38 protein-coding genes (1 of these 38 only partly in view) are annotated in these 22,019 nt (G+C 45.9%); 2 read left to right on the top strand and 36 right to left on the bottom strand.

The window, feature by feature from the left end; all coding sequences use genetic code 11:
* A protein-coding gene (gene pdaB, locus MNQ98_RS26490) for a polysaccharide deacetylase family sporulation protein PdaB (protein ID WP_241930868.1) crosses the window boundary here: on the top strand, positions 1-75 show its 3' portion. The gene continues 729 nt to the left of window position 1, outside the view; 75 of the gene's 804 nt are visible here — the last part of the coding sequence; the start codon falls outside the window, past its left edge; its stop codon occupies positions 73-75.
* A 146-nt stretch (positions 76-221) separates the two neighbouring features.
* On the opposite strand, the gene MNQ98_RS26495 is transcribed toward pdaB, so the two are convergent.
* Positions 222-815 (bottom strand): KinB-signaling pathway activation protein, encoded by a 594-nt coding sequence (locus tag MNQ98_RS26495; RefSeq protein WP_241930869.1) that lies wholly within the window; start codon positions 813-815, stop codon positions 222-224.
* A gap of 126 nt (positions 816-941) precedes the next feature.
* Between MNQ98_RS26495 and gerD the strand changes: the two genes are divergently transcribed.
* On the top strand, positions 942-1,652 hold the full coding sequence (gene gerD, locus MNQ98_RS26500; RefSeq protein WP_241930870.1) for a spore germination lipoprotein GerD: 711 nt from the start codon (positions 942-944) through the stop codon (positions 1,650-1,652).
* Between the two features lie 175 nt (positions 1,653-1,827).
* Here gerD and MNQ98_RS26505 read toward each other — a convergent pair whose 3' ends face one another.
* The 35 genes from MNQ98_RS26505 to rplB all read right to left on the bottom strand — a co-directional run bounded on the left by MNQ98_RS26505 (position 1,828) and on the right by rplB (position 22,005).
* Complete coding sequence (locus tag MNQ98_RS26505) at positions 1,828-2,919, bottom strand: Mrp/NBP35 family ATP-binding protein (RefSeq protein ID WP_241934048.1); 1,092 nt, start codon at positions 2,917-2,919, stop codon at positions 1,828-1,830.
* A gap of 70 nt (positions 2,920-2,989) precedes the next feature.
* The gene (gene cwlD / locus MNQ98_RS26510; RefSeq protein WP_241930871.1) at positions 2,990-3,763 is read right to left on the bottom strand and encodes an N-acetylmuramoyl-L-alanine amidase CwlD; all 774 of its coding nucleotides are present in this window, start codon (positions 3,761-3,763) and stop codon (positions 2,990-2,992) included.
* A 71-nt stretch (positions 3,764-3,834) separates the two neighbouring features.
* Positions 3,835-5,004 carry a sulfate adenylyltransferase gene (gene sat, locus MNQ98_RS26515; RefSeq protein WP_241930872.1) on the bottom strand — a complete coding sequence of 390 codons (1,170 nt, stop codon included), beginning with the start codon at positions 5,002-5,004 and terminating at the stop codon, positions 3,835-3,837.
* A gap of 46 nt (positions 5,005-5,050) precedes the next feature.
* Positions 5,051-5,743 (bottom strand): phosphoadenylyl-sulfate reductase, encoded by a 693-nt coding sequence (locus MNQ98_RS26520; protein ID WP_241930873.1) that lies wholly within the window; start codon positions 5,741-5,743, stop codon positions 5,051-5,053.
* Between the two features lie 271 nt (positions 5,744-6,014).
* Positions 6,015-6,407 carry a 30S ribosomal protein S9 gene (rpsI, locus tag MNQ98_RS26525; protein ID WP_241930874.1) on the bottom strand — a complete coding sequence of 131 codons (393 nt, stop codon included), beginning with the start codon at positions 6,405-6,407 and terminating at the stop codon, positions 6,015-6,017.
* A 19-nt stretch (positions 6,408-6,426) separates the two neighbouring features.
* Positions 6,427-6,864: a 50S ribosomal protein L13 gene (gene rplM, locus MNQ98_RS26530; protein WP_208917629.1), complete on the bottom strand. Its 438-nt coding sequence runs from the start codon at positions 6,862-6,864 to the stop codon at positions 6,427-6,429.
* A gap of 216 nt (positions 6,865-7,080) precedes the next feature.
* Positions 7,081-7,410 carry a TFIIB-type zinc ribbon-containing protein gene (locus MNQ98_RS26535; protein WP_241934049.1) on the bottom strand — a complete coding sequence of 110 codons (330 nt, stop codon included), beginning with the start codon at positions 7,408-7,410 and terminating at the stop codon, positions 7,081-7,083.
* 61 nt (positions 7,411-7,471) lie between these two features.
* On the bottom strand, positions 7,472-8,269 hold the full coding sequence (gene truA, locus MNQ98_RS26540) for a tRNA pseudouridine(38-40) synthase TruA (RefSeq protein WP_241930875.1): 798 nt from the start codon (positions 8,267-8,269) through the stop codon (positions 7,472-7,474).
* Positions 8,270-8,684: 415 nt separating this feature from the next.
* Complete coding sequence (gene rplQ / locus MNQ98_RS26545) at positions 8,685-9,050, bottom strand: 50S ribosomal protein L17 (protein WP_208917627.1); 366 nt, start codon at positions 9,048-9,050, stop codon at positions 8,685-8,687.
* 33 nt (positions 9,051-9,083) lie between these two features.
* Positions 9,084-10,028: a DNA-directed RNA polymerase subunit alpha gene (locus MNQ98_RS26550; protein WP_208917626.1), complete on the bottom strand. Its 945-nt coding sequence runs from the start codon at positions 10,026-10,028 to the stop codon at positions 9,084-9,086.
* 131 nt (positions 10,029-10,159) lie between these two features.
* Positions 10,160-10,555, bottom strand: coding sequence for a 30S ribosomal protein S11 (gene rpsK, locus MNQ98_RS26555; RefSeq protein ID WP_054956043.1), 396 nt, complete (start codon positions 10,553-10,555; stop codon positions 10,160-10,162).
* A gap of 19 nt (positions 10,556-10,574) precedes the next feature.
* Positions 10,575-10,943, bottom strand: coding sequence for a 30S ribosomal protein S13 (gene rpsM / locus MNQ98_RS26560; RefSeq protein WP_241930876.1), 369 nt, complete (start codon positions 10,941-10,943; stop codon positions 10,575-10,577).
* Positions 10,944-10,961: 18 nt separating this feature from the next.
* Positions 10,962-11,075 (bottom strand): 50S ribosomal protein L36, encoded by a 114-nt coding sequence (rpmJ, locus tag MNQ98_RS26565; protein WP_003333770.1) that lies wholly within the window; start codon positions 11,073-11,075, stop codon positions 10,962-10,964.
* Positions 11,076-11,228: 153 nt separating this feature from the next.
* The gene (infA, locus tag MNQ98_RS26570) at positions 11,229-11,444 is read right to left on the bottom strand and encodes a translation initiation factor IF-1 (protein WP_208917624.1); all 216 of its coding nucleotides are present in this window, start codon (positions 11,442-11,444) and stop codon (positions 11,229-11,231) included.
* A 2-nt stretch (positions 11,445-11,446) separates the two neighbouring features.
* Positions 11,447-11,752: a KOW domain-containing RNA-binding protein gene (locus MNQ98_RS26575; RefSeq protein ID WP_241930877.1), complete on the bottom strand. Its 306-nt coding sequence runs from the start codon at positions 11,750-11,752 to the stop codon at positions 11,447-11,449.
* Between the two features lie 9 nt (positions 11,753-11,761).
* Positions 11,762-12,514 carry a type I methionyl aminopeptidase gene (gene map, locus MNQ98_RS26580; RefSeq protein ID WP_241930878.1) on the bottom strand — a complete coding sequence of 251 codons (753 nt, stop codon included), beginning with the start codon at positions 12,512-12,514 and terminating at the stop codon, positions 11,762-11,764.
* A gap of 5 nt (positions 12,515-12,519) precedes the next feature.
* Positions 12,520-13,164 carry an adenylate kinase gene (locus tag MNQ98_RS26585; RefSeq protein WP_241930879.1) on the bottom strand — a complete coding sequence of 215 codons (645 nt, stop codon included), beginning with the start codon at positions 13,162-13,164 and terminating at the stop codon, positions 12,520-12,522.
* Positions 13,165-13,245: 81 nt separating this feature from the next.
* A complete protein-coding gene (gene secY / locus MNQ98_RS26590) occupies positions 13,246-14,544 on the bottom strand; it encodes a preprotein translocase subunit SecY (RefSeq protein WP_241930880.1) in 1,299 nt (432 codons plus the stop codon).
* Positions 14,544-14,984: a 50S ribosomal protein L15 gene (gene rplO, locus MNQ98_RS26595; RefSeq protein ID WP_208917619.1), complete on the bottom strand. Its 441-nt coding sequence runs from the start codon at positions 14,982-14,984 to the stop codon at positions 14,544-14,546. The genes secY and rplO overlap by 1 nt, the downstream gene beginning before the upstream one ends.
* Positions 14,985-15,026: 42 nt before the next feature.
* The gene (gene rpmD, locus MNQ98_RS26600) at positions 15,027-15,212 is read right to left on the bottom strand and encodes a 50S ribosomal protein L30 (RefSeq protein ID WP_241930881.1); all 186 of its coding nucleotides are present in this window, start codon (positions 15,210-15,212) and stop codon (positions 15,027-15,029) included.
* A gap of 12 nt (positions 15,213-15,224) precedes the next feature.
* Entirely contained in the window at positions 15,225-15,722 is a 498-nt protein-coding gene (gene rpsE, locus MNQ98_RS26605) for a 30S ribosomal protein S5 (RefSeq protein ID WP_208917617.1), read from the bottom strand.
* A 26-nt stretch (positions 15,723-15,748) separates the two neighbouring features.
* Complete coding sequence (gene rplR / locus MNQ98_RS26610; protein WP_208917616.1) at positions 15,749-16,117, bottom strand: 50S ribosomal protein L18; 369 nt, start codon at positions 16,115-16,117, stop codon at positions 15,749-15,751.
* A 112-nt stretch (positions 16,118-16,229) separates the two neighbouring features.
* Complete coding sequence (rplF, locus tag MNQ98_RS26615) at positions 16,230-16,772, bottom strand: 50S ribosomal protein L6 (RefSeq protein ID WP_208917615.1); 543 nt, start codon at positions 16,770-16,772, stop codon at positions 16,230-16,232.
* A gap of 29 nt (positions 16,773-16,801) precedes the next feature.
* Positions 16,802-17,200 (bottom strand): 30S ribosomal protein S8, encoded by a 399-nt coding sequence (rpsH, locus tag MNQ98_RS26620; protein ID WP_007132557.1) that lies wholly within the window; start codon positions 17,198-17,200, stop codon positions 16,802-16,804.
* A gap of 33 nt (positions 17,201-17,233) precedes the next feature.
* Positions 17,234-17,419, bottom strand: coding sequence for a type Z 30S ribosomal protein S14 (locus MNQ98_RS26625; RefSeq protein ID WP_013312154.1), 186 nt, complete (start codon positions 17,417-17,419; stop codon positions 17,234-17,236).
* 39 nt (positions 17,420-17,458) lie between these two features.
* Positions 17,459-18,001, bottom strand: coding sequence for a 50S ribosomal protein L5 (gene rplE, locus MNQ98_RS26630; RefSeq protein WP_241930882.1), 543 nt, complete (start codon positions 17,999-18,001; stop codon positions 17,459-17,461).
* A gap of 30 nt (positions 18,002-18,031) precedes the next feature.
* Positions 18,032-18,385, bottom strand: a complete 354-nt coding sequence (gene rplX, locus MNQ98_RS26635) for a 50S ribosomal protein L24 (RefSeq protein ID WP_210190632.1) — start codon at positions 18,383-18,385, stop codon at positions 18,032-18,034.
* A gap of 60 nt (positions 18,386-18,445) precedes the next feature.
* Positions 18,446-18,814 (bottom strand): 50S ribosomal protein L14, encoded by a 369-nt coding sequence (gene rplN, locus MNQ98_RS26640; protein WP_241930883.1) that lies wholly within the window; start codon positions 18,812-18,814, stop codon positions 18,446-18,448.
* Positions 18,815-18,849: 35 nt separating this feature from the next.
* Positions 18,850-19,116 carry a 30S ribosomal protein S17 gene (gene rpsQ / locus MNQ98_RS26645; protein ID WP_036589437.1) on the bottom strand — a complete coding sequence of 89 codons (267 nt, stop codon included), beginning with the start codon at positions 19,114-19,116 and terminating at the stop codon, positions 18,850-18,852.
* Between the two features lie 42 nt (positions 19,117-19,158).
* Positions 19,159-19,356 carry a 50S ribosomal protein L29 gene (gene rpmC, locus MNQ98_RS26650; RefSeq protein ID WP_007132561.1) on the bottom strand — a complete coding sequence of 66 codons (198 nt, stop codon included), beginning with the start codon at positions 19,354-19,356 and terminating at the stop codon, positions 19,159-19,161.
* Positions 19,346-19,780: a 50S ribosomal protein L16 gene (gene rplP / locus MNQ98_RS26655; protein WP_208917611.1), complete on the bottom strand. Its 435-nt coding sequence runs from the start codon at positions 19,778-19,780 to the stop codon at positions 19,346-19,348. Before rplP ends, rpmC begins: the two co-directional genes overlap by 11 nt.
* A gap of 2 nt (positions 19,781-19,782) precedes the next feature.
* Positions 19,783-20,448 carry a 30S ribosomal protein S3 gene (gene rpsC / locus MNQ98_RS26660; protein WP_241930884.1) on the bottom strand — a complete coding sequence of 222 codons (666 nt, stop codon included), beginning with the start codon at positions 20,446-20,448 and terminating at the stop codon, positions 19,783-19,785.
* 13 nt (positions 20,449-20,461) lie between these two features.
* The gene (rplV, locus tag MNQ98_RS26665; RefSeq protein WP_208917609.1) at positions 20,462-20,794 is read right to left on the bottom strand and encodes a 50S ribosomal protein L22; all 333 of its coding nucleotides are present in this window, start codon (positions 20,792-20,794) and stop codon (positions 20,462-20,464) included.
* 35 nt (positions 20,795-20,829) lie between these two features.
* Entirely contained in the window at positions 20,830-21,105 is a 276-nt protein-coding gene (rpsS, locus tag MNQ98_RS26670; protein WP_208917608.1) for a 30S ribosomal protein S19, read from the bottom strand.
* Between the two features lie 69 nt (positions 21,106-21,174).
* The gene (gene rplB / locus MNQ98_RS26675; RefSeq protein WP_208917607.1) at positions 21,175-22,005 is read right to left on the bottom strand and encodes a 50S ribosomal protein L2; all 831 of its coding nucleotides are present in this window, start codon (positions 22,003-22,005) and stop codon (positions 21,175-21,177) included.
* Positions 22,006-22,019: the final 14 nt, after the last annotated feature.

The following is a 22,019-nucleotide window of genomic DNA, read 5'->3' on the forward strand; positions in this document are numbered from 1 at the left end:
AGCAGCGCCAAAGGTTCCGAGGTTCGTGATCAAGCGATGATTCAGAAGAACATTGAAGATGCCGCCGGTTTATAATGAATCCTATACACTTATAAACCCTTAACAAGAAGAAACGCCTTCGGCATCCTAACATAAGGATGAGGAGCGTTTCTGCAAGAAATATTAAATTATTTATACGTGAAACTTATAAATTCTAATACTTTAAAAAAGAGCTAATTTGATTAGCTCTTTTTTTCGTCTTGTGTTACCTTATGTAGCGTTAATATCTGGTAAGCATTACATGCCAGTAAAGGGATAATGATAAATACAGTTGCATTGTTGACTCCGATCTTCAGCACTCCGATAATCTCGAGGATGGTTATAGCCAGCATGAAGAACATTGTCGGAATAAGTGCAAGGATGTTTGTATACCTCACTTTTAAATATGTAACAATGATTGCAGTAATTAATATACCGATTCCCAAGGTGAGATCCCACGTAAGGTTCTGCTCCCCACCCACAAAAGTACGAAGAAACATCAGCTCCAGTAGAGCAAGTACAGACAGTACAATTTGTATGTACTCCCAAGTCTTTCTCTTAAATACCCCGACACCCATATAGTTCAAGGTAAGATATGCGAAAAATCCCAATTGGGAATAAACGCTGACAAGCGCGCCGTATCCGAGCAATATTAACGGATATATCAGCATGTCAACTGCACCCTTAAACTGGATCGTACCTGTGGCAAACTGTAATACTAACCCTGCGATAACGGCACCCACGGCTCCAACGAGCATGGTTTTCCAAAATAATCTTGCCCACTTTCGTAAGCTCAAATGCTTCCACCCCCATAAGTCATTATTTTACCAACGTTCACAATAAAAAACCATTCCCGCTTCGACATATTTCTTCAGTTCCATCACATACTATCTTTAGCATCCCATCAAAGGAGGACAACGGTAATGAAGTGGCCGTTATTTCGTTTATGTATTATCTTCTGCGGAGCTGCCGCACTGCTTACCGCTTGCGGTTCCGATCAAGGATATTCATCCCAGCAGCTTGGCTATAAAGAAACGAAATCCATGGTTGTTGATATCCTTAAAACCGACGAGGGGAAAAAAGCGGTGGAAGAAGCTCTTCGCGGTGGTTCAGGCGGTTCCTCCGGCGGAGGCAGCGGCGGCTCAATGGGTATGAAAATGTTGACAGCACAATCCGGTGAACAGATCCGTACAGCCGTAAAGGATACGCTCGTCTCTGAAGAATATAAAAAGGAACTGGAAAAGATCATGACAGATCCCCAATTCGCTGGGGATTTTGCAAAAGCCATCAGTTCAGAAAGTAAACAGCTTCATATGCAGCTCATCAAAGATCCGACTTATCAAAAGTCCATGCAAGACATTATGAAATCCCCCGAGGTCATGAAGGCATTTCTCGACTTGACAAAGACGCCTGACTACCGCAAGCAATCCATGACGGTCATGCAGGAAGCGATGCAAAACCCGCTATTCCGCATGGAGGTCTTACAGCTACTCAAAACCGTTGTACAAGAGGAATTGCAGCCAAAGGTTGAGAAGAAGCAAGGGCAGAAGGGCGGACAAGAAGGCGGTCAAGGTGGAGGCAAGGAACAAGGCGGCGGTGGAGAAAGTAGTACTGGCGGTGGTGGTGGTGGATAATCCATCGTATCATAAGAAAAACACCTGTCGACGTACCTCAACGAAGATAGGCCGCACTTAGAGTAGTATTTGTTGCGAGATAAGGATGCACTTTACTCCGATATTTATACTTTCTTATCACTCAACAAAAAAAGCTCCCTTCAGGGAGCTTTCCTATTTCCAGAGATCGTTTAAATCATTCCTTGGAAGCTGGACTTTCGAATTTGCTGGATATCTTAGCTGCAATCTCGTCATAAATCATAGCGCTTTCCGTGCCCGCTTTATATACGGAAGGTGAAAAATCAGGGTCTGCCGCAAGATTATCAGGCCCTCCTAACGGCAACTGCCCAAGCAGCTCCGTATGAAGTGTCTCTGCCAGCATGCCTCCTCCACCGCGTCCGAAGACATAATCCTTCTCCCCACAGTGGGAGCAGCTGTAATAGGCCATATTTTCAACGACACCCAAAATCTCATGTTCCGTCTGTATAGCCATGGCCCCCGCACGAGCGGCCACAAACGCTGCAGTAGCGTGAGGTGTCGTGACAATGATTTCTTTGCTCTGCGGTATCATCTGATGGACATCAAGCGCCACGTCACCGGTTCCCGGCGGAAGATCGAGCAGCATATAGTCCAGCTCTCCCCAACCCACATCTTCAAAAAATTGACGCAGCATTTTGCCGAGCATAGGTCCTCTCCATACAACTGGACTGTTCTCACGAATAAAAAAGCCCATCGACATAACCTTTACTCCAAAGCGTTCTACAGGAATAATGACTCCATCATCGGTTACGTTAGGTCCCTCTTCAATCCCCATCATATCCGGTACACTGAAGCCATAAATATCAGCATCGATCAAACCGACCTTTTTACCCTGCCGTGCCAAAGCTACAGCCAGGTTAACCGTAACGGTGGATTTACCAACGCCACCTTTTCCACTGGCTATCGCAACAAAATGAACTCCGGAATCCTCACTCAAAATCTCATTGTTTTGCATACCTGCAGCATGCCCTTTTGTGAGCTTCTCTCGGTCATTCGGATCTTCTTCAATAGAATTTTCCAAAGGACGCATTCGAATATGTATATCTTCGGCTCCAATTGCCTGCAGCAACTCCCGAATCTGTCCCTCAAGCTGTACTTTTTGCTCTTCATTACTGTACGTTACTGACAATCTTACGGTACTTTCTTTAACCACAATATCGCGAATTCGCTGCAGCGCAATCAGACTCTTTCCTGTCTCAGGATCCTGAATCGGCTGTAGAATCTCCTGTACCTGCTCTCTGCTTATCAGCATGACAATCAGCACCTCGGCTCTATGTAATGGCTATATCTGAATATTTCAATTCTTATCTATTATACCATTACTTCACCGTCTCTGACGACTGAATCGCTTGCTCCCCTGCCGTATAACGCAAAATACCTTTATATACGGCAGCTGCTACTTTTCTTTGATATTTCTCATCACGCAGCATCTCCGACTCTTGGGGATGTGATAGAAAGCCCACCTCTACAAGAGCAGACGGAATACGAAGCGCTTGAAGCAGAAACACTTTATCGTCACTTTTAGCAAGGCGCTGAGTATTCTCTAGATTGTGTTTGATCTCCGCCTGAATCAATTTAGCCAAGTTCTTACTGTCCGCATTATTCTTTGGATAAAATGTCTGGGCACCACTCCAGCGGTTGGATGGGATGCTGTTCAGATGGATACTGATAAACAAGTCAGCACGGTTATCTTCGATTAACCTGACTCTCTTCTTCAAATCCTCCGTTTTCCGCTTCGAGTAACCCTTCGTGTCAGCAGAAGCCAAATCGTAATCCCCTTCTCTTGTCATCACAACTAAAGCGCCTGCCTGTTGAAGATAATCACGCAAATAAAGTGTCACGGCAAGATTGATGTCTTTTTCAATTACCCCTTGCTTGCTAACGGCCCCCCCGTCAGGACCTCCGTGACCGGCATCCAATGCAATCACTTTACCTGCAAGCGGAAGACTCCAGTACTTTACGGTTTTAGCACTCGGAATCTCATAAGACACTACGGTGATCAATAAAGCGAGCAGACCTATGCCGAATATCGTTTGTTTGATCCGTCTCCATGATATCCATAGCGTTACCTTGTCAGATCCCGGCTTGGACATAAAAAATCCACCTCGTCCCATGAGTGTTGTACTTCATGCATATGGGACAAGGCGGACAAATATGCCTTTCTTTATACAGTTATACGTTCCTTCATACCTTCGATCAAAATCTGCGCAACTTCAGGACGGGTAAATTCCGGCGGTGGGCATTTCCCTTCACGAAGGAGCCCACGTACTTTAGTACCCGAAAGGGTCAAATGCTGATCTTTATCATGAGGGCAGGTTTTGCTCGAAGCCATATTACCGCATACGGTGCAGAAAAAGCTGTGTTCAAAAAAGAGCGGCGTGATTCCCAGCTCTTCCGGTGTAAAGTTGCTGAATATCTCCTGTGCCTCATATGTTCCGTAATAATCTCCAACTCCTGCATGATCTCGGCCGACAATAAAATGAGTGCATCCGTAATTTTTCCGTACGATCGCATGGAATACTGCTTCCCGCGGGCCAGCATATCTCATTGCGGCAGGAAATACACCTAGAAATGTCCTGTTAGCAGGATAATAATGTTCCAGCAGCGTTAAATAGCTTTTCATCCGCACGTCTGCAGGAACGTCATCTAACTTAGTTTCTCCAACTAACGGGTTCAGAAAGAGAGCATCGACGATTTCCATCGCACTCTTTTGAATATATTCATGTGCCCGATGAACCGGATTTCTCGTTTGGAATCCGACTACCGTTTTCCAACCCTGATCTTGAAAATGAGCTCTGGTTTGGGTCGGATCATAGTAGAACTGTCCGAATTTTTCTGGTTGCGGTCGATGAAGTACTTCAATGGGTCCACCAACGTAGATGGAAGACCTTTTGTATAATTTCTGTACGCCTGGATGTTCGGGATCATCTGTCTTGAATATTTTTATTGCCTCTTCCTGTAGATCTGCCTGATAGATGCTCTCCACGTTAATGACGCCATAGATCACACCGTCTCGATCGCCTACAAGTGCGGCCTGATCTCCAACCGAAAATTGATTAACTATCTTCTCTTCTACCGCGAGCGTAATCGGTATACTCCATACCGTCCCATTAGACAGCCGCATAGAGTTAAGGACCGATCGGTAGTCCTCTTCGTTCATAAATCCTTTCAGAGGCGAAAATGCTCCGACAGCGATTAAGTCAAGATCGGATATGGTCCAGGTATTAACAGGTATTTGAGGTAACTGATTGGCTTTATTCAATAAATCATTTCGTCTGTCTTCCTGAGCTAGTCTCTGAATCAATGTCCCTCCGTGCGGCAGTATCGATGTCATGAATGTACCTCCCAGTGTTTTAATATTGAATTCGTACTAAAGGCTGTTATTTATGGAGTCCGCATTCCGTCTTTTCATTGCCTGACCAGCGGCCTGCCCTCGCATCCTCTCCCGGAAGGACTTCACGTGTACAATAGTGACAGCCAATACTTGGATAGTTCCGGTCATGAAGAGGGTTATAAATGACCTCATGAGTACGGATATACTGCCAAACATCTTCACTGGTCCAATCCGCAAGTGGGTTGAATTTCACCAAACCAAACTTATTGTCATACTCAACTTTCTTGGAATTCGCACGGGTCGGTGCCTGATCTCGCCGTATTCCCGTAATCCACGCATCATATTGAGACAAAATGCGGGTTAGAGGCTCGACTTTTCTAATGCTGCAGCATTGATTAGCGTCTATACTCCATAGCGACTCTCCATACTGGGCAGCCTGTTCCTCAGGAGTTATTACAGGGGAAACTTGAACAAATTCCATGCCGTAGTGTTCTTTCAGACGGTCACGTGTATCATACGTTTCTTGAAAGTGAAAATTCGTATCGAGGTAAAATATGTCGGTAGATGGACTGATCTTCTGAATGATGTCTACGAGCACAACATCTTCGGCGCCAAAGCTGCAGGCAAACGTAAGGTTAGGGAATGTCTCTATCGCATTTGAAATAATTTCTTCAGCAGAAGCCAGTTCGAAACTAACGGCTTTGTCATTAATCCAATCCTCTTTTTCCAGCAAATTCAATGAAATCAGCCCCTTCTCTTTACAATCCCATTAATACCTACTTTAATAGTATGAATTAAATACAGTATAGTTCATTTCTAATTAATGTCAATATGAATACATTTAAAATAAATGCAAAAAAAGACCTTTCCGTAAGGGGAGAAGGTCTTCAGATTATTTCGGAACGTCTACCTAGCCAAAAAGGCCAGATAGTGATGATCATCTTTTTAAAAAATTACAGCCCTTGACCTGTGAAGGCCAAGGGCTGTAATTCCTTGATATACAAGAGATATTAACGTTTGGAGAACTGAGGAGCGCGACGAGCCGCTTTAAGACCGTATTTCTTACGTTCTTTCATACGTGGGTCACGAGTCAGGAATCCTGCTTTTTTCAAAGATCCACGGAATTCAGGGTCAGCTTTCAGCAATGCACGGGAGATCCCGTGACGGATTGCACCAGCTTGGCCGGAAATACCGCCGCCATGAGCAATAACGAGAACGTCATATTTGCCCAGTGTTTCAGTCAGATTCAAAGGTTGCTTAACGATCAGTTTGAGAGTTTCCAAACCGAAGTATTCATTGATGTCACGTTTATTGATGACAATTCGTCCTTCACCCGGTATAAGGCGAACACGTGCTACCGAGTGCTTACGACGACCTGTCCCATAGTATTGTACTTGTGCCATGAAACTGTCCTCCTTTTAATTAACCGCGAAGTTCGTAAACTTCTGGTTTTTGAGCTTCGTGTGGATGTGCTGTGCCTGCATAAGCTTTGAGTCTCAGCTTCATTTTGTCGCCCATACGGGTTTTAGGAAGCATACCGTGAACCGCGCTTTCGATCACGCGCTCAGGGAATTTTTTAATCAGGTCTTCAGCTACAGTCACCTTCAAACCACCTGGATGCATGGAGTGACGATAGTATTTCTTGTTAGTCATTTTCTTGCCTGTCAGGACAATTTTCTCAGCGTTGATTACAACAACGAAATCCCCTGTATCCACATGTGGAGTAAATTGTGGCTTATGTTTGCCGCGAATCAGAGCAGCAACTTCACTTGCCAAACGGCCAAGCGTTTTGCCTTCGGCATCAACGATGTACCAAGAACGCTCAACTTCATTTGGCTTCGCCATATAAGTGGTACGCATGTATAGTTCCTCCTTGTTTTCATCCGAAAATTTTCATCAAATTTTCTTCATCTATCTTCGATCGTATGTCATACATTTTTTTAAGTGATGGATAGTTCTTGGCGTTTTCTTAACCGGGGCTGTGGGAGAGCCGTCAAGAAAACACAACTTATATATTACAGTAACAGCCTTGAAATCGCAAGCGATTTTTTAGGTTATTATCACGATTTTTACAGCTTAATCGAATAGGTCACCAAAAACATCGAGTACCGATTTTTTCTTCTTTTTATGATAGCCTTGTCCATGCTGCGGGTATCGCTTGTCATTATCTGATTCTCTACCCGAAGGGCGGTAATTATCGTCATCGCGGTAATGTTTACGGTCATCGTCATCATGCTTGTCGTACCATTCATTAAATGCAGGTCGCACTTCACGAACTTCAGTTAACAGCTTCTCGAGTTCACCACGATCGAGCCATACTCCTTTACATTCAGGACAGACATCGATCATAACATCGTCTTTTTGCACTTCACGCATACGAACATCATTACACACCGGACATTTCATCATAAAACCTCCTCATATTTTGAGAAATACGTGCTATAACCATTTTTCAGGGGAATACGTATTAGGCAAAATCAGGTTTCACAAAAGAAGTTATATCGTATTCAACATCCCAAAGCATTAACCCTGTACTCATCGCTGTAGGACCAGCTGCAGCCCTGTTTTTAGCTTCTAGTATCACAGAGATGCTCTCAGGCGTCCGTTTTCCTTCTCCCACTTCCATGAGCGTACCCATAATAATTCTTACCATATGCTGCAAAAATCCGCTGCCCGTCACATACGTATGGATAATACCTTGATCTCTTGTACCTGGACGACACATACTCGTGTCCGTCTCGATCCAAGCATCGTAGATCGTCCGTACATGTGATGGCTTTGTGGATTTCCTTGAAGCAAAGGTTGTGAAATCATGTGTACCGATTAAATGGCTCAGCCCTTCTTCCATCGCAGTTATATCAAGCCGACCATGATGATGGAACTGATACCTGCGGTTGAACAGATCGGGAAATTGATTGGCGTTAATCGTATATCGATACGTTTTTTGTTTCGCCTCCCGACGAGAGTGAAACTCAAGCGGTACTTCCACCGCATCCGTAACGACGATGTCTTCAGACAGCCTTGAATTCAGCGCGATACACCAACGCTCTATCGGGATTTTGGACGCTGTATAGAAATTGAACACCTGCCCGCGTGCGTGCACACCGGCATCCGTACGTCCAGAAGCCGTAATCTTCAGCTTCTCACCCGAAAGTAATTCAATAGCGTCCTCCAATAAATCCTGAACCGTGTTTCCTCCAGGCTGGGTCTGAAAGCCATTATAATTGGTTCCGTCGTAACTGACCTTCATCAGAAGATTGCGCATGGTTCCCCTCCTGGTTCACTTCCTTAAGCTGCCTCCAAGTAGAAACAACTTGGCCGTCCTTGAGAGGACGGCTTCGTTACGGCATGTAATATAAGAAAAGATTCTTATATTTAAAAAAGAGCCCCCAAGGAGCTCCTTTTCATCATGCCAGCCGATCCCTTGTGTTCAGCCGCATGACTAGAAGGTCCTTGTTTACGATGCCCCAGGGGTAGCCGAGATGAGCCGGAAACCGACTATGTTCCATCTCGAACCACGACCCGAGTGGTTAGGCTGAACTTATCATCCTTGACGGATAAACAAGCATGGAGCCGGGCATACATAACTACAGTCACTTCAGAATGCACTGTTCACTCTTGAATGCAACAGATGCGTTAGCATCCTGATATCAAAGAGTGATCTAACGGGATCGAGTTAACTACGCGCGATCTACCAGTTCCAAGTAAACCATTGGAGCTGCGTCACCACGACGAGGACCCAGTTTCAGGATACGAGTGTATCCGCCTGGACGCTCATTGTAACGAGGCGCGATTTCGGAGAACAATTTTTGGATAGCATCTTGTTCACCATCAACCGTTTCGCGGCGTACGAATGCAGCCACTTGACGACGAGCATGCAAATCATTACGCTTTGCCTTCGTAATCAGTTTCTCAGCGATCGAGCGAACTTCTTTAGCTTTGGCTTCAGTTGTTTGAATGCGCTCATATAAGAACAGGTCGGTTACCAGGTCACGGAACAACGCTTTACGCGCACTGGAGTCGCGGCCCAACTTTTGGTATGCCATGTGTTTTCCCTCCTTTGCTAGAACAATCTCGAACTATTCTTCCGTACGAAGTCCCAAACCGAGCTCTTCGAGCTTCTCTTGAACTTCTTCCAAGGATTTGCGGCCCAAGTTACGAACCTTCATCATATCCTCTTCCGTTTTCGTAGTCAGCTCTTGTACCGTATTAATACCGGCACGCTTGAGGCAGTTGTAGGAACGAACGGAAAGATCCAGCTCTTCGATCGTCATTTCGAGCACTTTTTCTTTCTTGTCTTCTTCTTTTTCGACCATGATTTCTGCATCCTTAGCTTCATCGGTCAGACCGACGAACAGGAACAGATGCTCAGTCAAAATTTTGGCGCCGAGGCTGACAGCCTCTTCCGGCCGAATGCTTCCATCCGTCCAGATTTCGAGTGTCAACTTATCGTAGTTGGTTACTTGACCAACACGCGTGTTTTCAACGCCGTAGTTTACACGGCTAATCGGCGTGTAGATCGAATCGACGGGAATGACGCCGATAGGCTGGTCATCGCGTTTGTTCCGATCCGCCTGGACATAGCCACGACCGCGACTCGCAAAAATACGCATGTGAAGTCTCGCACCAGGGCCGAGCGTTGCGATATGAAGATCCGGATTAAGAATCTCCACATCACTATCTGCACGAATGTCACCAGCGGTAACTACCCCTTCGCCTTCCGCATCAATCTCGAACACTTTCTCTTCATCGGAATGAATCTTCAGCGACAAAGCTTTCAGGTTCAAAATGATTTCAGTCACGTCTTCCATGACACCAGGAATAGTGGAGAATTCATGCAGAACACCGTCGATCTGAACAGATGTAACGGCTGCGCCAGGCAGCGAGGACAACAGAATGCGGCGAAGTGAATTCCCCAGCGTTGTACCGTATCCACGCTCAAGCGGTTCTACTACGAATTTCCCATAGGTTCCTTCTTCATTGACATCAACGGTCTCAATTTTCGGCTTTTCGATTTCAATCACGCAAGTACCCCTCCTTCAAACGTCGCTCCTATATGAAACTGTCATCTTATCCAGTAATCCATGTAGTATGCCTAAACAACCATTCTTAGCAGATTGCACCGGATTTATACCACATTAACAGGATGACTTCATTATACGCGACGACGTTTTGGTGGGCGGCATCCGTTATGCGGAATTGGTGTTACGTCCTTAATGAGGTTAACTTCCAGACCTGCTGCTTGCAGAGAACGAATCGCTGCTTCACGGCCGGCACCTGGTCCTTTAACCATAACTTCCACTGCCTTCATACCATGTTCCATTGCTGCTTTAGCAGCTGTTTCAGCAGCCATTTGCGCAGCAAATGGAGTTGATTTACGGGAACCTTTGAAACCCATGCCGCCGGAGCTCGCCCAAGAAATAGCATTTCCGTGGGGATCCGTAATCGTTACGATCGTATTGTTAAACGTGGAACGGATATGTGCCACGCCAGATTCAATATTTTTGCGGTCACGACGTTTAGTACGTACGACTTTTTTTGGTTTAGCCATTGTCTGTTATCCCCCTTTCTTATTTCTTCTTGTTCGCTACCGTACGACGAGGACCTTTCCGTGTACGAGCATTTGTTTTAGTACGTTGTCCACGAACTGGCAATCCACGACGGTGACGAACACCGCGATAGCAGCCAATTTCAGTTAAACGTTTAATATTCAAGGAAATTTCACGACGCAGGTCGCCTTCTACTTTAACACCACCGTCGATCGTTTCACGCAATTTACCAACTTCATCTTCCGTAAGATCACGGACACGAGTGTCCGGATTGATGCCTGCTTCTTTGATAATTTTCTGAGAAGTCGTTTTACCGATTCCGAAAATGTAAGTCAAGGCGATCTCAACGCGTTTGTCACGTGGCAAATCCACACCAGCTATACGAGCCATTACGCTACACCCCCTTCTTTAACCTTGTTTTTGTTTGTGTTTCGGGTTTTCACAGATAACCATTACATTCCCTTTGCGGCGAATGACTTTGCATTTTTCGCAAATAGGCTTCACAGAAGGTCTTACCTTCATGTTAATTACCTCCTCCAAGTTTTACGTTTGTAAAACCAGCTTCGAAAACTAGACTGTCGTTTTGCAGTCGCAAAACTGTTCGTAACCGCTGCTGAGTTTTACTTCAGTAAAACCGCTTCGCAGCTTTCCTTTGTTCCCCAGGGGAACGTCATTCTATTTACGGTAAGTGATACGACCTTTGGACAAATCGTATGGTGATAATTGTATGACCACTTTGTCACCTGTAAGGATGCGGATAAAGTGCATCCGCAGCTTCCCGGAAACGTGAGCGAGAATTTGATGACCATTCTCCAGCTCGACTCTAAAAGTTGCATTCGGCAACGGTTCTATAACCGTACCTTCGACTTCAATGACATCTTCCTTGGCCACAGTTATTCTCCTTTCTGATCAGCATTGGATTTGTCGGATAAAAACTGGCTGACGGCGAACCGCAGCTTTCCATTCGTTACCCGACCGCTTTCTTGCAAACTGTTTACAACCTCACTACTTATGAAAGGCTGGGGTTCCAGATGAACAAGATTTTTCTTCTTCGCCTGGTCAAACTTGCGTTTGTTCCCATCCGCAATATTAACAAACTTGCTGTCTTCTATCGAAACGATGACGGCATATTGATCAGCATCTCTGCCTCTCAAAATTTTGACAACTTGACCGATCTGCAGAGTGATTTCTTTATTCAAATCGATCACCTAATCAGCCAACTTCGTCAGAATTTCCATGCCGTCCTGGGTCACTGCCACTGTATGTTCAAAATGCGCACACAGTGAGCCGTCGACCGTAACGACCGTCCAATTGTCTTCCAGCGTCTTAACATTGCGCTTTCCGGCGTTTACCATCGGCTCAATCGCGAGTACCATACCCGGTTTGAGTCTCGGTCCCCGGTCCGGAATGCCGTAGTTTGGAATTTGCGGATCTTCATGCAGTTCGGTGCCCACACCATGACCTACGTACTCGCGAACGACGGAGAATCCGGCATCCTCGATATGACGCTGTATGGCATGAGAGATTGTAAACAAGCGGACATCGGGTTTGATTAGCGCAAGTCCGGCATAGAGAGAACCTTCCGTCACATCCAGCAGACGCTGGGCTTCTTCGGTAATCTTTCCTACTGGGTAGGTCCATGCTGAGTCACCGTGGTAACCCTGATACTGTGCACCGATATCAAACGTAACGATATCGCCTTCGATTAATTTGCGTTTGCTTGGAAATCCATGCACCAATTCTTCATTAACTGATGCGCAAATGCTGGAAGGAAATCCGTTGTAGCCTTTAAAAGACGGCAAGGCGTCTTGGCTGCGAATGAACCGGTCGGCCATTTGATCCAGTTCCCCGGTAGTAATGCCAGGTTCGATATGGGCAGAAAGGAGTTTATGGCATTCAGCCACAATCCGTCCTGCTTCTCTCATCAGACCCAGTTCCTTTTCGGATTTACAAATGATCATTACACTTAACCTCGCAGTACGGACGCAATTTCAGTGGAAACCGCGCCGATTTCCTGTTCACCATCAATTTGACGCAAAAGACCTTTTTGTTCATAAAACGTGAGGAGTGGTGCTGTTTTGTTGATATATTCGTCCAAGCGAATGCCCACGCTCTCTTCGTTATCGTCGGAGCGTTGATACAGTTCACCGCCGCATTTATCACAAACGCCTTCCTGTTTAGGCGGATTAAAGATCACATGATAAGTTGCGCCGCAGTTCTTGCAGATGCGTCGTCCGGTAAGACGAGCCATCAGCTTCTCACGATCAACTTTCAGGTTGATGACATGGTCGAGTCCAGTATTCAAGCGGGAGAGAATGTCATTCAGCGCTTCCGCTTGCGAAAGGGTTCTTGGAAAACCGTCCAATAAAAAACCTTTTTCGCAATCGGACTGCTGCAGACGTTCTTCCACAATACCGATCGTCACATCATCAGGTACCAGCAGGCCTTGGTCCATGTATTCTTTCGCTTTAATCCCAATAGGAGTTCCTTGTTTAATCGCCAGACGAAACGCGTCGCCTGTAGATATGTGAGGAATGCCGAATTCATTTACAATGGTTTCTGCTTGCGTTCCTTTTCCTGCCCCAGGAGGACCCATGAATAAGATGTTCACATTAGTCCCTCCTCTTGCCTATAGTTAGAACAGCACAATAGGTGCCGGAAGCAAAATTGACCACTAACCGGAACCTATCGACTATTTATTAATAAATCCTTTGTAATGACGCTTGATCAACTGGCCTTCAATCTGCTTCATCGTATCCAGTGCAACACCGACGACGATCAGTATGGATGTACCGCCGATTTGAACCGTACGTGGAAGTCCTGCTAGTGCTCCAAGGAACACTGGTAGTACTGAGATACCGGCCAGGAACAGCGCTCCTGTCATGGTTAGACGGGTCATAACCCGCGTCAGATACTTCTCGGTAGCTTTACCAGGACGAATACCTGGAACATAGCCGCCGTTCTTCTTCATGTTGTCAGCCATCTGGTTCGGGTTCATCTGCACGAATGTGTAGAAGAATGTGAAACCGATGATCATCAATACATAAAGAACCATACCAAGCGGTCTATCATATGCCAAGTTTATGGTCACCCACTTAGCCCAAGCATGTGTAGCAAAGAAGCTTGCAAGAATAATAGGGAATTGAAGCAACGACGATGCAAAGATAACCGGAATGACGCCAGCGCCATTGATTTTCAATGGAATGTGCGTATTCTGTCCACCGTACATCTTGTTCCCTACAACACGTTTGGCGTACTGCACTGGGATTTTGCGAATACCTTGCTGGATAAACACAACTCCGACCACGATGAAGATAAACACCAGAAGGACGATAATAGCCTTCAGGGAATTCATGAAAAGCTGGTTCTCTTGAATAAATTTCGACTCCATCGTTGTACGGATATGCATTGGAATACCCGCAGCGATACCTGCAAAGATAATAATGGAAATACCGTTGCCGATTCCACGTTCCGTGATCTGCTCGCCGAGCCACATTAAGAATGAGGTACCGGCCGTCAGCACGATCGCGATGACGAGGTAATCAACGAAGGTTGCATTCGGAATCATTTCGGTTCCGTAAAGACGGTTGAAACCCATCGACATACCGAAGGCTTGAATCAAACCCAAGATCACCGTACCATAACGGGTGACTTGAGCCAACTGCTTTTTACCGTGTTCCCCTTGTTTGGCCCATTCCGCAAACTTCGGAATGACGTCCATCGACAGCAACTGCACGATAATGGACGATGTAATATATGGGAAAATCGAAAGGGCGAAAATTGAGAATTGCTGAAGTGCGCCCCCCGAGAACGTGTTGAGGAAACCAAACAATTCATTCCCGGCCTGATTTGACTGAGTAAACACATCTTTGTTCACACCGGGAACCGGCACGAACGATCCGATACGGAATATAATCAGTACAAACAGGGTGAATAAAATCCGCTTGCGAAGATCATCCACACGCCATATATTTTTCAAGGTCTTAAACATTAGATCACCTCGGTTTTACCGCCGGCAGCCTCGATCTTCTCTACCGCAGATTGAGAGAACTTATTAGCTTTTACAGTCAATTGTACGGTAACTTCACCGTTGCCAAGAATTTTGATGCCGCTCTTCGTATTGTTTACGATTCCGCTCTCGACCAAAACTTCTGGAGTAACTTCAGTACCTGCTGCAAAGCTGTTCAGTTCTTCGATGTTCACAACTGCGTACTCTTTTCGAGTTGGATTCACAAAACCGCGTTTAGGCAGACGACGATACAGCGGGTTTTGTCCGCCCTCGAAGCCTGGACGTACACCACCGCCTGAACGGGAGTTTTGTCCTTTGTGACCTCGACCTGATGTTTTACCCGTACCGCTACTTGGTCCGCGTCCAACGCGCTTGCGCTCTTTGCGGGAACCAGGAGCTGGGCTCAGCTCATGTAACTTCATCGTTCGTTGCACCTCCTTAATATATCCGGGACGACCCCGGGACTAACCTTCGATTTCTTGAACTGAAATCAGGTGATTTACTTTCTTGATCATTCCGCGAATAGCTGGACTGTCATTTTGAACCACAGAATGGTTGATTTTACGCAATCCAAGAGTTTTCACGGTCACACGCTGATCTTCCGGACGGCCGATCACGCTGCGCACGAGGGTGATTTCAAGTTTAGCCATGAGATTCCCTCCTTAACCCAACAGCTCTTCGACGGATTTGCCGCGAAGCTTGGCAACTTCTTCAATACGCTTCAGACGGGACAAGCCTTCCAAAGTCGCATTGACCATATTCATGGAGTTCGAAGAACCTAGAGATTTTGTCAAAATGTCGCCTACGCCTGCCAGTTCGAGTACTGCACGAACCGGTCCGCCAGCGATAACTCCGGTACCTTCTGATGCTGGCTTCAAAAGAACGCGGCCTGCACCGAAGTGACCCGTTACGAGGTGAGGAATTGTTGTTCCTACCAATGGAATGTGGATCAGGTTTTTCTTGGCATCTTCAATGGCTTTGCGGATTGCATCCGGTACTTCGCCAGCTTTACCAATACCTGCTCCAACCCAACCTTTGCCATCACCGACAACTACCAATGCGCTAAAGCTGAAACGGCGTCCGCCTTTTACAACCTTAGCAACGCGGTTAATATTTACTACTCTTTCAGTCAGTTCTAAAGTGTTAGGATCTACACGCAAGTCGTTTACCTCCTTTTGAAAATGTCTTAGAATTCAAGGCCTGCTTCGCGAGCTGCTTCAGCCAATGCTTGAATACGTCCGTGATACAAATATCCACCACGATCAAATACGATCGATTTGTAACCTTTGTCTGCTGCACGTTTTGCAACGAGTTCGCCGACTTTACGAGCAGACTCAACGCTGCCGCCGTTATTGATGCCGCTGCTCAATTCTTTATCCAATGTAGAAGCCGATGCCAAAGTCACGCCGGCCACGTCATCGATCAGTTGAGCATAAATGTGTTTCGAAGAACGGAACACATTCAGACGAGGACGCTCTGCAGTGCCCTGAATTTTCTTACGCACACGCAGATGTCTTTTCAAACGTGCTTTATTCTTGTCTTGTTTCGTGATCATGCTTCCCTTTCACTCCCTTCAGTTTTGCCTTAACAGCTTCACTTTAAGACTCATGGGGTAAGTAAGGACAAACAGGCTAGCAAGCCACCGGGTAATCCCGAAGCTTACTACCTTATTTCTTCTTACCGGCCTTACCTTCCTTACGGATAATGCGTTCACCTTCATATTTAATCCCTTTACCTTTATAAGGCTCGGGCTCACGTACAGAACGGATTTTAGCTGCGTATGCACCTACGCGCTCTTTATCGATCCCTTTGACGATGATCTTCGTGTTGGAAGGTAATTCAAACTCGATTCCTGCTTCCGGTGTAATTTCAACCGGATGGGAGTAACCCACGTTCAGAACGATTTTATCTCCGGATTTGCTTGCGCGGTATCCGACACCAACCAATTCAAGGTTTTTCGCGAATCCTTCAGTCACGCCGCTGACCATGTTCGAGACAACGCTGCGGGTCGTGCCGTGAAGAGAGCGATGAGTTTTGTTGTCGGAAGGCCGAACAACAGAGATTTCGTTGTTTTCTACTGTAATCTGCATGTCTTTGTGCAGTTCACGAGTCAGGGTACCTTTCGGTCCTTTAACAGTGATTACAGAGTTATCCAGTGTGACTTCCACACCGCTTGGGATAGCAATTGGTTTACGACCAATACGGGACATTCATTGCACCTCCTATCTTGTGACGTTTATTACCATACGTAGCAGAGAACTTCTCCGCCGGCTTTGGCTTGACGAGCTTCTTTGTCGGTCATAACTCCCTTAGACGTGGAGATGATCGCGATACCCAGTCCGCCGAGAACACGAGGCACTTCATTGCTTTTCGTGTACACGCGAAGACCTGGTTTACTGATTCTTTTCAGACCTGTGATGACGCGTTCGTTGTTGGAACCATACTTCAAGAAAACACGGATGATCCCTTGTTTGTTATCTTCCACAAATTCCGCATCACGGATGAAACCTTCACGCTTCAAGATATCAGCGATTTGTTTCTTAATCGTTGAGGCAGGCATTTCTACTGTCTCGTGACGCACAGTGTTAGCGTTACGAATACGAGTAAGCATATCTGCAATTGGATCGGACATAGTCATGTGTGATAAACCTCCTTCCCGGTTATAAACTTCTTACCAGCTTGCTTTTTTCACGCCAGGAATCTGGCCTTTATAAGCTAATTCACGGAAACAAATTCTGCATATTTTAAACTTCTGCAGTACCGAATGTGGACGACCACAACGCTCACAACGGGTATAAGCCCGTACTTTGAACTTAGGTGTGCGTTGTTGTTTAACTTTCATCGAAGTTTTTGCCACTTAGCCTGACACCTCCTAAATAGTTTCGGAGAAACCGTCTTATTTCGCGAAAGGCATGCCCAATTGAGCAAGCAGTTCACGGGACTCTTCGTCAGTTTTAGCCGTTGTAACGATTACGATATCCATACCACGAACTTTATCTACTTTATCATACTCGATCTCAGGGAAGATGAGTTGTTCTTTCAAACCGAGTGTGTAGTTACCACGTCCGTCGAAAGCTTTAGTAGATACGCCATGGAAGTCGCGTACGCGTGGAAGCGTAACGTTGAACAACTTATCGAGGAAGTAATACATACGCTCGCCGCGCAGTGTTACTTTAACGCCGATTGGCATATTTTCACGCAATTTGAATCCGGCGATGGATTTCTTCGCGCGTGTGATAACTGGTTTTTGACCAGCGATCATTTGCATGTCGCTCACAGCGGAATCAAGCACTTTAGAGTTAGCTACAGCGTCACCTACACCCATGTTGATGACAACTTTCTCAATTTTAGGCACTTGCATTACCGATTTATAGCTGAACTTCTGCATCAAGGCAGGAGTGACTTCGTTCAGAAAACGTTCTTTCATTCTTGTTGCCATGATTCAAGGACCTCCTTTCCTTACATCTTATTAATCAATTACTTCTCCGGATTTCTTAGCAACGCGAACTTTTTTGCCGTTGTCCAGCACTTTGTAACCGATACGGGTTACTTTTCCGCTCTTAGGATCAACGTGCATCACGTTCGAGACATGAATCGGAGCTTCCTGCTCGATGATACCGCCTTGCGGGTTTTGTTGGTTAGGCTTCTGATGTTTTTTCATCATGTTCACGCCTTCCACCAAAACGCGGTTCTCACGAGGGTACGCTGCGATGACACGGCCTTTTTTGCCTTTGTCCTTACCGCTAATGACGATAACTGTATCGTCCTTCTTCACGTGCAATTTATTGTTATGGGATTCCAAAACTTTTTTTACTCTAGGCATTCGTTACACCTCCTGGGGCCTGCCTGCTCACGCAAGCATTACTTATCTAAAACGTACCGATTAGATTACTTCCGGAGCCAAGGAAACGATTTTCATGAAGTCTCTTTCGCGCAGTTCGCGAGCAACTGGTCCGAAAATACGAGTTCCACGTGGGCTTCTGTCTTCTTTAACAACAACCGCTGCATTTTCATCAAATGCAATGTAGGAACCGTCTTTACGACGAACGGAACGTTTCGTACGAACGATAACCGCTCTAACTACATCACCTTTTTTGACAACGCCGCCAGGTGTTGCTTGTTTGACGGAGCATACGATCAAATCGCCTATCTGAGCTGTACGGCGACCTGTACCACCCAATACGCGGATACACATCAGTTCCTTCGCACCGGAGTTGTCGGCAACAGCCAAACGTGTAAATGGTTGAATCATTTAAATTTCCTCCTTTCGGAAAAACTGATTACATCTTAGATGATGACCGCTTTCTCTACAACTTCAACCAGTCTCCAGCGCTTATCTTTGGAGAGCGGACGAGTTTCCATGATTTTAACGGTATCTCCGATTTGAGCAGTATTGTTCTCATCATGCGCTTTAAATTTTTTCGTGTATTTAATGCGCTTGTGATACAAGTTATGCTTCTTATAAGTTTCAACAGCTACTACGATGGTTTTATCCATTTTATCGCTGACGACTTTACCAATTTGCACTTTACGAGCATTGCGTTCTTCGCTCATTGTTGGCCTCCTTCCTGAATACAGACGACAACGTCCGTTTCATTAACTAATACCAAGTTCTCTTTCACGGATAACGGTTTTAGCACGAGCTATTTCTTTGCGCACGTCACGGATCCGGGTCGGATTATCAAGCTGGCCTGTAGCCAATTGAAAACGGAGATTAAAGAGTTCTTCTTTAAATCCGGCGATTTTTTGCTCGATTTCTGCAGTGGTTAAGTTGCGCAGTTCATTAGCTTTCATTTGCTTCACCACCCACTTCTTCACGTTTCACAAACTTCGTTTTAACAGGCAGCTTGTGAGCGGCGAGACGCATCGCTTCGCGTGCGATTTCCTCAGACACGCCTCCAAGTTCAAACATAATCTTGCCTGGTTTTACAACTGCAACCCATTTCTCAACATTACCTTTACCGCTACCCATCCGCACCTCGAGAGGCTTTTGAGTGATTGGCTTATCTGGGAAAATCTTGATCCAAACTTGACCACCACGACGGATATAACGAGTCATCGCAATACGCGCTGCTTCGATCTGGCGGTTCGTGATCCAGCCTGGTTCCATAGCTTGTAGGCCGAATTCACCGAATTTCACTTCAGTACCGCCTTTTGCCCGGCCTTTCATATGGCCGCGCTGTTGCTTACGGTGTTTTACACGTTTTGGTACCAACATGATTAGTTGCCTCCTTCCTTAGCAGCTTGTTTCTTAGCCGTAGGAAGTACCTCTCCACGATAGATCCATACTTTCACGCCGATACGGCCGTAAGTCGTATGCGCTTCTGCTGTACCATAGTCGATGTCTGCACGAAGCGTATGAAGTGGAACAGTTCCTTCACTGTAGCCTTCAGTACGAGCGATCTCGGCACCGCCAAGACGTCCGCTGACCGATGTTTTAATCCCTTTTGCTCCAGAACGCATAGTTCTTTGGATCGCTTGTTTCAATGCACGGCGGAAAGAAACACGACGCTCCAATTGTTGTGCAATGCTTTCAGCTACAAGAATTGCATCCAGCTCAGGGTTTTTGATTTCAGAAATATTGATGTGAACTTTCTTGCCGCCTGCGATTTTAGTTACTTGACCACGCAGTACTTCAACTTCCGAACCACCTTTACCGATAACCATACCTGGTTTCGCAGTGTGGATCGTCACGTTCACACGATTAGCCGCTCTCTCGATTTCAATACGGGATACAGCGGAGTCTTTCAATTTATTTTTCAGGTATTCACGGATTTTAACGTCTTCCAGCAAAAGATCACCGAAGTCTTTGCCTGCATACCATTTGGATTCCCAATCACGGATAATACCGATACGGAGTCCTACTGGATTTACCTTTTGGCCCACACGTTTTCCCTCCTTATTTTTCAGCTACCACCAAAGTAATGTGGCTGGTGCGTTTGTTAATCCGGCTTGCACGTCCCATCGCGCGTGGGCGAAAACGTTTCATCGTCGGACCTTGGTTAACGTAAACTTGAGTTACGACCAACTTGTTTACGTCCAAAGAATAGTTATGCTCAGCGTTAGCGATAGCTGAGTTAAGCAACTTCTCCACAACAGGAGATGCAGCTTTCGGAGTGTGACGAAGAATCGCGATCGCTTCACCAACTTGCTTACCGCGGATCAAGTCAACAACCAGTTGAGCTTTACGAGGAGCAATCCGAATCGATCTTGCATGTGCTTTTGCTTCCATTGTTTAACCTCCTCTCAAACAAAGAGCTTCATTAATTATCTTCTCGTTTTCTTATCGTCTTCGTGACCTTTGTAAGTACGCGTTGGCGCGAACTCGCCCAACTTGTGACCCACCATGTCTTCCGTTACGTATACAGGCACGTGTTTACGGCCATCGTATACGCCGAACGTGTGACCGATAAATTGCGGGAAAATCGTGGAGCGGCGGGACCATGTTTTAATCACAGCTTTTTTACTGGATTCGTTCATATCCTCCACTTTTTTGAGCAGATATCCGTCAATAAAAGGTCCTTTTTTCAAACTACGGCTCATATTGTAATCCTCCCTTCACCAAATTGTCTCGTAACTCACTGCCTTACACGAAGTTATGCACAGTGTGTATTACTTCGTGCGGCGGCGAACGATATATTTGTCAGAAGCTTTTCCTTTTTTACGAGTCTTGAATCCAAGGGTTGGTTTACCCCATGGAGACATTGGAGATTTACGTCCGATAGGAGCACGACCTTCACCACCACCGTGAGGGTGATCGTTAGGGTTCATTACCACACCACGTACTTCAGGACGTTTTCCGAGCCAACGGTTACGACCAGCTTTACCGATCTTGATCAACTCGTGGTCTCCGTTACCCACAGAACCGATTGTAGCACGGCAGGTTTTCAGGATGTGACGAACTTCACCGGAAGACAAACGTACAGTTACGTATTTTTCTTCTTTACCGAGAAGTTGTGCTTCTGTACCAGCAGCACGAACTAATTGTCCGCCTTTACCTGGTTGTAATTCAATGTTGTGGATAACTGTACCCACAGGAATGTTCTCCAATGGAAGAGCATTACCGATTTTGATGTCAGAACCAACGCCGGAAACAACTTGATCTCCAACTTTCAGTCCTTTTGGAGCGATAATGTAACGCTTCTCTCCGTCCGCATAGTGGATCAGAGCAATGTTCGAAGTACGGTTCGGGTCATACTCGATTGTAGCAACGCGACCTGGAATGCCGTCTTTCGTACGTTTAAAGTCGATGATACGGTATTTACGTTTGTGTCCGCCGCCATGGTGACGAACCGTAATTTTACCTTGGTTGTTACGACCAGCTGTTTTGCTCAGCGGCGCCAACAACGATTTCTCCGGCTGGTTCGTGGTCACTTCTTCGAAAGTCGACACGGACATGTTGCGTCGAGCCGGGGTTGTCGGTTTATACTTTTTAATAGGCACTGAATTTTCCCTCC

Origin of the sequence: Paenibacillus sp. N3/727 (assembly GCF_022637315.1) — a bacterium.
Taxonomy (GTDB): Bacteria; Bacillota; Bacilli; order Paenibacillales; family Paenibacillaceae; genus Paenibacillus_AQ; species Paenibacillus_AQ uliginis.